10 protein-coding genes are annotated in these 11,425 nt (G+C 39.4%); 4 read left to right on the forward strand and 6 right to left on the reverse strand.

Features of this window, described 5'->3' with window-relative positions; all coding sequences use genetic code 11:
• Positions 1-200: 200 nt before the first annotated feature.
• From glf to GB992_RS11315, 5 genes are all read right to left on the reverse strand, one after another.
• A complete protein-coding gene (gene glf, locus GB992_RS11295) occupies positions 201-1,322 on the reverse strand; it encodes a UDP-galactopyranose mutase (protein WP_161002533.1) in 1,122 nt (373 codons plus the stop codon).
• Positions 1,315-2,397 (reverse strand): glycosyltransferase, encoded by a 1,083-nt coding sequence (locus tag GB992_RS11300; RefSeq protein ID WP_161002534.1) that lies wholly within the window; start codon positions 2,395-2,397, stop codon positions 1,315-1,317. The genes glf and GB992_RS11300 overlap by 8 nt, the downstream gene beginning before the upstream one ends.
• Positions 2,398-2,406: 9 nt before the next feature.
• On the reverse strand, positions 2,407-3,174 hold the full coding sequence (locus GB992_RS11305; protein WP_161002535.1) for a DUF4422 domain-containing protein: 768 nt from the start codon (positions 3,172-3,174) through the stop codon (positions 2,407-2,409).
• 20 nt (positions 3,175-3,194) lie between these two features.
• Positions 3,195-3,839, reverse strand: a complete 645-nt coding sequence (locus tag GB992_RS11310) for a sugar transferase (protein WP_161002542.1) — start codon at positions 3,837-3,839, stop codon at positions 3,195-3,197.
• 94 nt (positions 3,840-3,933) lie between these two features.
• The gene (locus GB992_RS11315) at positions 3,934-5,358 is read right to left on the reverse strand and encodes an oligosaccharide flippase family protein (RefSeq protein WP_161002536.1); all 1,425 of its coding nucleotides are present in this window, start codon (positions 5,356-5,358) and stop codon (positions 3,934-3,936) included.
• Positions 5,359-5,544: 186 nt separating this feature from the next.
• Here GB992_RS11315 and GB992_RS11320 point away from each other — a divergent pair, with 186 nt between their 5' ends.
• Genes GB992_RS11320 through GB992_RS11335 form a run of 4 tightly spaced genes read left to right on the forward strand, consistent with a single transcriptional unit; the run spans position 5,545 to position 9,599 of the window.
• Positions 5,545-7,446 (forward strand): NTP transferase domain-containing protein, encoded by a 1,902-nt coding sequence (locus GB992_RS11320; RefSeq protein WP_161002537.1) that lies wholly within the window; start codon positions 5,545-5,547, stop codon positions 7,444-7,446.
• Positions 7,439-8,431 carry a DMT family transporter gene (locus GB992_RS11325; protein WP_161002538.1) on the forward strand — a complete coding sequence of 331 codons (993 nt, stop codon included), beginning with the start codon at positions 7,439-7,441 and terminating at the stop codon, positions 8,429-8,431. Before GB992_RS11320 ends, GB992_RS11325 begins: the two co-directional genes overlap by 8 nt.
• Positions 8,431-9,144, forward strand: a complete 714-nt coding sequence (locus GB992_RS11330) for an NTP transferase domain-containing protein (RefSeq protein ID WP_161002539.1) — start codon at positions 8,431-8,433, stop codon at positions 9,142-9,144. The genes GB992_RS11325 and GB992_RS11330 overlap by 1 nt, the downstream gene beginning before the upstream one ends.
• On the forward strand, positions 9,141-9,599 hold the full coding sequence (locus GB992_RS11335) for a flavodoxin (protein WP_178913898.1): 459 nt from the start codon (positions 9,141-9,143) through the stop codon (positions 9,597-9,599). The genes GB992_RS11330 and GB992_RS11335 overlap by 4 nt, the downstream gene beginning before the upstream one ends.
• Before the next feature lie 65 nt (positions 9,600-9,664).
• Here the strand turns inward: GB992_RS11335 and GB992_RS11340 are convergent, their stop codons facing one another.
• Entirely contained in the window at positions 9,665-11,206 is a 1,542-nt protein-coding gene (locus tag GB992_RS11340; RefSeq protein ID WP_161002541.1) for a CHAP domain-containing protein, read from the reverse strand.
• Between the last annotated feature and the right edge of the window lie 219 nt (positions 11,207-11,425).

The raw sequence follows: 11,425 nt of genomic DNA on the forward strand, positions 1-11,425 counted from the left end.
GCACTTGAACTAATTAATCAACGACCATTAAAAATACATCATCAACAGACTGCCATTGAAAGATTCCGGGCTTGTTCGGATTAAACTTGTAATTTGCCTCATATATAACTCAAAGCAGAAAACTATCAATTCGCAAAAAAAAGGACATCAATCATGATGTCCTAAGCTAATCAAAATTAAAATATTAACTAAATAAATAATTATTTGAATTCATTAGAAACTGCTGTCAGTGCTGCATGAATAACCTGATGCATATCATAATACCGATACATACCGAGCCGTCCACCAAACAAAACTTTGGGCTCTGATTCAGCAAGCTTACGATATTGCGAATACAAGTCATTATTTACCTTGTTGTTAACCGGATAATACGGCTCGTCGCCTCGTTTCCAAGTAGCTGGATATTCTTTAGTAACAAAGGTCTTCCCCTTATCGCCTTTGCCAAACTCAAAATGTTTGTGTTCAATTACACGCGTATAAGGTGTCTCCGCATCTGTGTAATTAATAACAGCATTTCCTTGATAATTATCAGTGTCCATCTCTTCGGTTTCAAAACGAAGTGAACGGTATTGCAATTCTCCTAGTTGATAGTCGAAAAATTGATCAATCATGCCGGTGAAGATAATGCGTGGGTAATCACGCAGATATTCTTCCTTTTTATCAAAAAAGTCCACGCCAGTTTCAACATCAATCAGATCATTATTCAACATTTTTTCGACAATCTGCGTATATCCACCGATTGGGATACCCTGATACGTATCATTGAAATAATTGTTATCAAATGTATAGCGGACTGGTAAACGACGAATAATGAAGGCTGGCAAATCAGTTGCCTTTTGTCCCCACTGTTTTTCCGTGTAGCCCTTAATCAATTTAGTATAAATATCTGTTCCAATTAAAGAAATTGCCTGTTCTTCCAAATTGCGTGGTTCCTTGTCGCTAATGTTGGCGGCAGCCTTTTGCTCCTCAATTTTTGCTTTTGCCTCAGCTGGAGTTGTAACACCCCACAGCTTATTAAATGTATTCATATTGAAGGGTAAATTATACAGTTCACCCTTGTAATTTGCTACAGGAGAATTTGTGTACCGATTGAACTCTGCAAATTGTTGAATATAGTCCCAAATGTCCTTATCAGACGTGTGAAAAATGTGAGCACCATACTGATGAACCTGAATGCCATCTTGCTCTTTCGTGTAAATGTTTCCAGCGATATGACTGCGCTTTTCAATCACTTTAATACGTTTACCTCTTTTTGCCGCTTCGTAAGCAAACGTAGCACCAAACAAACCCGAACCGACAATTAAATAATCATAATCAGCCATTAACTTTCTCCATTTCTTGTAAAGCCTTCACGACATTATTTACATATTCATCATAATGAAATTGGTGAACTGAACCTCGAATTTGGTCCTGAGATGGTAATTGATCTTTGTGTTCAATGATGTTGGTAATCTTTTTTGACAGCGAATTAACATCACCGAGCGGATATAAAGTACCATTTTGTCTCGATATAATATCACTCGGACCAGTGGGACAATCAGACGAAATTAAAAATAATCCGCGAGATGCCCCCTCAATTAGGACCATCGGGAAGCCCTCATATGTTGAAGTTAGCAAAAGAACATCTGCAACGGTTATTTTTGACCAGGGATTCTCGACGAATCCGTGCCAGGTTAAATGGTCATTAATGCCCAATTTTTCAGCAAGTCGAGGCGCTTCATCACGATCCTCACCATCTCCATATAAGTCTAAGTGCCAATCTAAATCAGCATTTAGTTTCGACAGAGAAACTAATAACTCACGTATATTCTTTTGACCGTCAAGAATCGTTCTTCCGAGATAGACAAATCGATTGCTTGCCTTAGACCTAGAAATTGGTCGATCAACTGACTCAACTGGATTAAAAATCAACTTTACCCGAGCAGGTGAAATGCCTGCGTCCATCAGCTCTTCTTTGATTCCTGTACTAATCGCAAAGTAATAATCAGCACGTTTTAAAAAAACATTTCTAATCGGTTTACGTTCTAATGAGTAATGATACCAAGCAATCACTTTTGTGCGTAGCTTATGTCGCTTGCAAAACTCGTAAGCCATGCTCCACATCAATGGGTTCGTGCTAACAACAAAATCAAATTTTTGATTTCTAAGCACTCGTGAAATCTTAGAATACAATGTCAAAGCGTATTGCACGTTTCGTATCCTGCGATTTTTCGCCATGTTAACAATTTCCACGGGACGATTGCGCGCCCAAGCATCATTCACTGTCCCACCGAAATCTATTACTTTCAGATTAACATTTTGAGGATCGACGGTCGCAAAGGCATCACAAAAATTAGCGATAACCTTTTCTGTACCCCCATACCCATTCATAAATGGTGTCAAAATCAATAAATCCATGGTTTTTACCTATTTTCTAACTTGAGGGTTGATTTTCCTTGCAATAAAGGCGGTTCCCTTCTTCAGCCAATGCTCACTTTCCATATGAACATAATTCACTTCAGCAACTTGCGGTTTCAAAGTATCCAACCAGACGTCAAGTAGCAGCTCACTGATAAAGCCATATACCCGTCCCTCATATGTATCATAATCGGTAACGTCCACACGTTTTTCAAGTTTTCCTAAAATATCAAATAGCCAAGTGCAGTACAAATCCAGCCATTTGGATTTCATTACGAACATATTAAACATATGTGTACTGGATCTTTTCATAACCTTGTCAAACGCTTGCAAATACTTTGGATAATCAGACTCAATAATATCTCGTGTTAAGTCCAACGGCTCTTTATGATGAGCATGGATATAATGAGAATAATTGGATTCAATAATATAATTGCGTTTTTTTGGCAAAATGACATCAACCTGTTCAAACAGTTGATCAACTTGCTTTTGATTCAGAATTGCCGTCAACGATTTAGAACGTTTTAAACTTAAATACCGCCGATAGTGTACCAATCCAATGGCATCAGCATCGACATTTTTCCAAGCCCAATACAGAGCAGTCAGCTCATTATAGCTAGAGTTTTTAAGTGAAATGTTATCGCCAGTATTATCACCTTGAAAAGTATGGTTAACATCTGGATGAAGTGATTTGCCAACAAATACTGGTAAGTAAAGCTCCGTATTTTCAGGCATTTCGTAATTTTTATGTGTTGCGACAATGATTTTAGTTTTCAATCTTAGTTGCCATCCTTAATCTAGTATGCGCCATCAGATTTGGCTATATGAAAAATGTTGCGGAAAAATATCTCTGTATCAAACCATAACGACGCATGATCGACATAATACAATTCAATTTCACAACGTTCAGGGTACCCAATATTGCTTCGGCCACTCGCCTGCCACAATCCCATTGCACCTGGCGTAACCGATAATAGCTTGTCTACCTGATCACCATACTCAACCAGCTCTTCACGAACAACAGGTCGAGGCCCAATCAGAGACATTTCCCCCCGCAGTACATTAACGAATTGTGGCAATTCGTCCACAGACGATTTTCTTAACCATTTCCCAAAACTTGTGATCCGTGGGTCCATTTCGGGCGGCAATTTATAATTGTTATCCAAATACTTTTGATACAAATCTTTATCTTGTCGCAACTTATCGTCAGCATTAACAATCATTGAACGAAATTTAAAAATGTAAAAATCTTTGTTGCCTTTTCCAACTCGTCGTTGTTTAAAGATCACAGGTCCACGATTGGAAGGACTGATTTTATACATTAACCACACAACAAGAAATACCGGGCTAAGCACTATCAAAGCGAGCGCCGATAACAAAATATCCAATAGCCTTTTAGTAAATCGATAAGTTCTCGATTTGACTGTTTTCTTTGTATTGATTGAAAAAATCCCCTTTTGCTAAGATCAACATCTTATGACTAAGTTAGATTATCATTTATTGACGAAGGTGACAATGTCAGCATAACATTTTGAATCAATGAAACCGTGCACGAGCCAAGCGTCTTACCTCATCGACAATATGTGCCCTAGTTAACATGACACCTACCGTATAAACTATTATGCCAATAAACACTTCCACTCCAAGATGAATAAACGTCATGGATATTCTGCTACTGATGAAATTAACAATAACGAACATTACCAACCCACTGACGAAATACTTCCACTGGCCCGTAAACATTTTTCTGATTTGTAGGGAATCCCTTACCGCAAAAACTTGATAGGCAGTAACTAACGCCTCGGAAATGACTGTTGCAATGGCAGCGCCACTCGCACCAACCGCTAAAATTAAAGGTACGTTAACAATAATGTTCGCAACCGCACCAATAGTGACAGAAATCGTGTAATCTCGAATCCTCTTGACTGGCATTAAATACTGCCTGCCGACTACCGTGCTCCATGCTATTAATACGATAATTGGCGTTTCAAAAAAGATTAATTCTCCAACTTCATTATATTTATGACCGAAAAACCACGGCGCAAATTTCATACTTAATGCTGCTAAGCCAAACATCAACGGAACAGAAATTGCGGAAACAAAATTCATGCTTCTATATAGGCTGTTATTAACACCTCGCATGTCCCCTTGAGAAAACTTATTAGCTATATGCGGAAGCATAACAGTTCCAGTAGCTGTGACAATTGACAGAATCGTCTTTACCAGAGAATCAGAGAAGTTAAAATATCCTGCTGAAACAGTGGAGTCAAACTGCTTTAACATTGTTCTATTTACTACCGCATAGACCTGTATGGCAATATTAGGAATAAACAAGACAAATGCCGGATACAGATGCTTAATAATCCCGTTGACTGATACAGAAACGCGTTCAACTGATCCACGCAAATATGGCCATAAGGACAGTCCTCCAAGCAATTGGGCTCCGCCTTGAATCAAAATATATTTCCACAAATCGGCTGGTGTTTTGACAACGACAAAAATCAAAACAACCGAAACGGCCTTTACCAAAGTATTTCGTAAAACAGTTTTTTTAAAATCCTCCAAGCCCATGAAATACCATGAGATGTCAATTCCTTGAGCAATGAGCCAAACAATTTGTAAAAGTTGGAAGGTAAAATACTGATGATCAAAATGTAGAAAAAGAAAAAAAGCTAGCACAGAAATCGTTGTTGTACAGAGCTGCAATATTTCAATTTCCCAAAAAATCCGTGATCGTTCTTTTTTATCATCTCTGTGATAAGCGATCTCCCGATTACCATATAATGTAATACCCAAGTCACCGATTAATACAAAATACTGAATGATTGACCACGTATATGTATAAATCCCGTTTCCTTTCGGAAGCAATACCCTCGAAATGTACGGCTGCGTCAACAAGGGAATCAACGTAATCAGCAATTGATATGATGCATTATAAAACAAATTACGAATTGTTTTCATTACGACCCCTTTTTGCCATTTTTACTAAATGAAATCGACCATTGATGTAAAGCATACCAGAAAAAAGACTCCAATTAACTGATTTATTTAATACCAGAAGCTGTTTTAATGGAGGTTTAATTAACATCTCAATTGATTTATGTTACGCTTCAGGTGTTCTTTTTTGTGAACACCTGGAGGAAAGTTATGAATGATACGTTAAAAATACTGTTATTAATACAATCAGCGCAAAATGCGCAATCTTTTTCACAGCGTCGTCTTGCTGAAGTCTCAGAGTTCTCGCTAACCAAGGTTCAATCGATACTATCAAAATTAGAGTCGCTTGACAATGTTAAAAATTTGGGGTCTCGACAAAAACCACAGTATCGTCTGACAAGCGCTGGAAAACAATCTATTCTTGACAGTCTATCCAAGCATACACGAATACAATTACCTATGTCGCTACGGAAGAGCACTTTCACCACGGCTGTCATTTTGGCTGCTGGTCATTCAACCGCTTCAGATCAGCCTGTTGCTCTATCAAAAATTGACGAAAATACAATACTCCTACTGCGTAACATTCAAAAACTCGTAGATCGTGGAATTAAACATATCGTTATCGTTTGTGGGTACCAAAGTGAATTGATAGAAACAGCGCTTCAAGATACACCAGAAGTCACCCTAGTTAAAGTTAAAGACTATGAACATGCGGGGACGATGTCTTCACTCTCACAAGCAGGCACACAAATTAACGATTCATTTTTGCTACTTGAAGGCGACCTCTTGTTCGACGATGCGATGCTAGATGTTTTGCTACAAGATACAACAGAAAATACAATTCTTGTATCCCCTCTTAGTGGATCACATGACGAAGCCTTTGTTGATTTTAATAGTCAAAATCAACTCATTCAAATTTCAAAAGATATTCGTCAAATGAACCGTTTATCCGCTGAAATGATCGGAATTAGCAAGGTATCCTTTGCCTTTTATCAACTGATGTTGTCCGCCTATATGAGAAATGAAAACCCTTGGCTTAATTATGAATACCTGATTGCACAACTCTCAAATATTACCCCAGTAAATTGTCTAGTTACAGACGATTTACATTGGATTGATATTGATACCCCTAAAGATTTGGTGAAAGCGATTCAAGATGTATTTCCATTAATCAAAGCAAATGAATCAGATAATAAAATTGATCAGGCTAAACAGACAATCGTCAACGCTCTAAATATTCCTTCGCAAAACGTTAAAAATGTCGTATACGCTGGTGGGATGACTAATACAAATTACTCTGCTGAAATCATTCAAGGTGAAAATAAAGGTTGGCGCGAATGTTTCGTTCGCATTCCTGGAAAGGGAACCAGCAAATTGATTAATCGTATGACTGAAAAACCGAATGCAGAACAAGCAAGCAAGCTCGGCTTTAACGTACCCACTCTCTTTATGGACCCTACTTCCGGCATAAAAATTACGGAAACCATTCCTGGAGCGGTCACTTTTTCTGCACGGTCCATGAGGATACCATCAAATTATCATCAAGTTGCCCGCTTACTTTATCAGGTGCATCATTCAAAGATGAACTTCAGCAACAATTTTTCGTTTGAATCCGAATGGTCACATTACGAGTCTGCAGCAAATGACTTGTCAATTAATTATTATGACTACTACTCAGATGTTAAAGAAGAAGTCAGAAAAGCTAATCAATATTTAAAAAACACTTTAGGCGTAAAAAGCCTGCCATGTCACAACGATTTAGTGCCGGAAAATTTCATCAAGGGTATCTCAAGTAATCGTTCAGAAGACTCCTTGTACTTAATTGACTGGGAGTATTCCGGTAACAACGATCCAGCGTGGGATTTAGCAGCGCTAATTAACGAGAGTGAGCTCTCACGGGCTGAAGAAGACGACTTCTTAGCGCATTATTCAAATGCATCTGACAATTTATTACTTAAACGAAAAGTTTTAGTTTACAAAGCCTTCCAGGACGTTTTGTGGAGCACATGGTCTCTTGTCAAAACAGCGAGTGGCGTCGATTTCAGCGAATACGGAAAGAAACGCTTTGAACGCGCAAGAAAAGAACTTACTCAGGTGCTAGCTTATGTATGATCAACGACAATATTTTCGGCAACGGTTAAATGGATTATCCGGCGGTGCATTGTGGGGATTAGACACCGTACTGATAGGTCTTATTTTAGCCCATGGACCCTTTCAATATTTTGCTGGCACAGCACCTTTGATTGCTACGTTTCTTCATGACAGTTTTTCTGCTATGGTTTTGCTGATTTTAAATATTATTAGCAATCCTAAAAATTATTTTTTCAATTTTTTAAGAATTTTAAAAAAGAGTCCAAGTGCACATTGGGTAATGTTTGCTGCCGTTTTTGGCGGACCGGTTGGAATGACAGGTTATGCGCTGTCTATTCATTATATAGGCCCAACATACACTGCAATTATTTCTGCTATGTACCCAGCCTTTGGCGCGCTACTTAATTTTATTGTTTTCAGACAACGGCCCAATCTCTCCACCATTGTTGGATTATCCCTAGCTATCGGCGGCACGATATTTACAGGAATGAGTGCGACTATCACCACAAATATTCGCCCCATCGGATTCATTTTCGCCGCACTATGCGTAATTGGATGGGGGTCGGAATCTGTTATCTCTGCATATGGTATGAAGAATGACCTTTCGTCAGATGACGCGTTGCAGATTCGCCAACTGATTTCTGGAATCGTCTTCGCAGTCGGCATCATTCCAATAGTTCCTTCTGGTTATCATCACGTTTTTGAAATCTTTCACTCCCCAATTATTTTTTTACTCCTTCTTACTGCTATTGCTGGTAGTTTGTCATATAAATTCTACTATGGCTCTATTAATGTATTGGGAGCCGTCCAAGCAATGGGACTTAACATTAGCTACTCAGCTTGGGCTATTGTTATTGGTATAGTGGTAGGAAACAAAGCCTCCTTGACTTCACTGTTATTAGCATCAATAATCATTTTAGGTTCCGTATTAACTGCGGATTCCAAACAACTTATTCTTCGTAAAATTCCTATTGTTGCGAGAATGATTCCTAAGGAGCACAAATAATGAACGCAATTATCATGGCGGCTGGACTAGGAAGCCGCTTTAAAGAGATGACCAAGAATCGTCCAAAATCCTTGCTTGAAATCAATGGAACACCAAACCTAGTTAGAACATTAAGGATGCTTCATGATGCAAATATCAACGATATTTACATCGTAGTCGGTTATCTGCATGAACAGTTTGAAATTCTTCAAAATCAGTATCCAGACTTAAAAGAACTCAATCTTCATTTTCTTTATAATGATCACTTCAGCGATTATAATAACGTCTATTCTTTTGCATGTGCTTCAAAGTACTTCGGCGACTCTTTTGTTATTGATGCCGATACGGTCCTTCGTGACAACGTTTTTCTCTATCATCCCCAAAAGAGCACATACTATACTATTCTCCGAACAATTCATGGTGCGGAATGGTGCCCACTAACAGATAGTAATGGAGAGGTCGTTAAAATGTCTGTTACAGATGATCACGTTCCGTCTATGTCTGGTATTTCATACTGGGACAAAGTAACCGCTCAAACGATTCTTAAAGCGTTACCTAAATTTTCGCAAACGTCACAACTTCTCGAGAAAAAAGGTTATTGGGATGATATACCAGTCGCATTACTAAACCAGATTTCCGTTACAACCCATCAGGTCAAAGATACTTCAATGTATGAAATGGACACTCAGGAAAACTATCGTACTATTCAAAAATTATTGAAGGAGCAAGTTTGATGAAAGCACGCGTTGTTTACGCAACAATCACTGGAAATAACGAGGATGTTGCCGACATTATTGTAGAAGCTTTGGAAGATTTAAACGTTGTCGTGACCGAGGAGGAAATCTCGCAGGCAAATGTTCAAGATTTAAATGACACAGACATTGTCGTGATTGTTCCGTATACTTATGACGAAGGGGCACTTCCCGAGGAAGGTATTGATTACTATGATGATCTCGCGGACATTACGTTAAATGGTAAAGTGTTTGGAGTTGCGGGGTCCGGTGATGTCTTTTATGGCGATGATTATGGCGTGGCCGTTGACCGCTTTGATTCTCGGTTAGCTGACAGCGGAGCCACCCGAGGTGCAAAAAAAATCAAAATAAACCTTTCCCCTGACGCTGACGATATTAAACAGCTTGATGAATTTGCTAACGAACTTGTATCTGCTGCGCAACAGTCAACTAAATAAATGCCAAAAAAAGATCCTCAGTTCACGGGCTTAACCGTCACTGAGGATCTTCTTAATTTCTGATTTTAAAATGTAAGATAACCATTAAAGCTGCCATCACCAATTTGAACCCAACGCATGTGATAAGCTAAACCGTTGTAATTTGCTCCTGAAACAAATACCCAAGAACCGGAAACAGCTTCCACATATGCAACGTGACCATAATAACCGGCTGTTGACCAAGCAATCATACCAACTGCTGGATTATTATAGGTTACATCTGCGGCAGAATATACCCAGTCCGCAGCGTTGCCTTTACCATATGGGTTAACACCTTCAGCGGCCAGTTTCTTGGCAGCATACGCTGTACACTGTCCAGCATAATAGCCGTAATCGTTGCCCCAGTCTACATAGTTATCCTGCAATTGACCTGCACCGTTGAAATAATAAAGTTTATTGCCAATTCTTTGTCTACCGGTATTGAGATATCCACTATTACCTAGATAGTACCAGTTATAACCATCACCATACCAGCCAGTATTCATACCGCCCCAGCCGTTAAAATGGAACCAAGATCCGTTGAGCCACTGCCAACCAGTATCCATACCCCAACTAGTTAGATAGTACCAGTTACCATCAACGGCCTGCCAGCCAGTTTGCAACGCACCGTTGCCACCCATGTGATACCAGCTACCATTCATTTGTTCCCAACCGGTTTGCATGCGACCGCTGTTAGCCATTAAGTACCATTGACCATCAATACTCTGCCAATTGTACAAAGTTTCACCATTAGTACGATCATTCATGTACCAACTGTTACCATCCCAAAGCCAACCACGGTGCATACCACCCCAGTTTTCGAGATAGTACCAATTATTGTTACTCCATTGCCAACCTTTGCTCATACCACCCCAATTACTGAAATAGTACCAATTATTGTCAATGTTTTGCCAATTACCGGCCATACCACCCCAGTTTTCAAGATAGTACCAGTTACCATCCTGTTGATACCAACCGGTTTGCATTTGACCTGAGTTGTCAAAATGGTACCAGGCACCATTAATGGCCTGCCAACCTGTAACTGCATTACCATTTTGATAATAGCCCCAAGTATTACCTTGCTTCCAGCCATCACTGACAGCGACAGAAGCGGCCACTTTTACTGTCTGCTCAGCACTGCCGCTTGCTTCCGAATTAGAAGTGCTTGTTGTGTTATTTTGTTCGTCAGTTGTACTTGCAGAAGACTTTACTGACTCGGAATTGGCTGACGTTTCACTTTGCATCGAAGTTAGATTCTGTGACGAAACACTTTTAGAGTTCTCTAGGTTGGCACTTGTAGCACTTGTAGCACTTGTAGCACTTGTAGCACTTGTAGCACTTGTAGCACTTGTAGGCTGCACTGAACTAGCTGCCGTTACAGAAGCGTTGTGGGAGCTCTCGGATCCAGCCGAATAAATACTTGAAGCAGCACTTTGACTGCTAGTACTATTTTGCTTTTTCTCAGAAACCGTAGAACCTTTTGCAAATGCACTCTCAGGCACAACAGAACTACTTTCACCAGACTGGCTAGCAGCATCATCTAACGAACTCGACTGTTTGTTATCAGAATTCTGCGAGGCTTGATTCAAAACAGACCCAGTTTTTAGAGAAACCGAGTTAGAACTCCCATTATTTTGGGTCAGAGTTGATACACTTGCGTTGCCAACTCCACTCTGTACATCATCATTTGCATAAACAGTTTTACTATTGGCAAATTCTATAATTAATTCGAACAAAAAACTCAAAGTGATTGCTTACAATGGTAGTGGTCGAATACTAACATTGTGAGGAGAATTACTTTGAGCTTT

Source organism: Furfurilactobacillus milii (genome assembly GCF_009863985.1).
Taxonomy (GTDB): Bacteria; Bacillota; Bacilli; order Lactobacillales; family Lactobacillaceae; genus Furfurilactobacillus; species Furfurilactobacillus milii_A.

What these genes read in the sequence shown, in the direction of transcription:
- glf (WP_161002533.1), bottom strand. Translation starts at nt 1,322, where the DNA reads ATGGCTGATTATGATTATTTAATTGTCGGTTCGGGTTTGTTTGGTGCT.
- GB992_RS11300 (WP_161002534.1), bottom strand. Translation starts at nt 2,397, where the DNA reads ATGGATTTATTGATTTTGACACCATTTATGAATGGGTATGGGGGTACA.
- GB992_RS11315 (WP_161002536.1), bottom strand. Translation starts at nt 5,358, where the DNA reads ATGAAAACAATTCGTAATTTGTTTTATAATGCATCATATCAATTGCTG.
- GB992_RS11320 (WP_161002537.1), top strand. Translation starts at nt 5,545, where the DNA reads ATGAATGATACGTTAAAAATACTGTTATTAATACAATCAGCGCAAAAT.
- GB992_RS11325 (WP_161002538.1), top strand. Translation starts at nt 7,439, where the DNA reads ATGTATGATCAACGACAATATTTTCGGCAACGGTTAAATGGATTATCC.
- GB992_RS11330 (WP_161002539.1), top strand. Translation starts at nt 8,431, where the DNA reads ATGAACGCAATTATCATGGCGGCTGGACTAGGAAGCCGCTTTAAAGAG.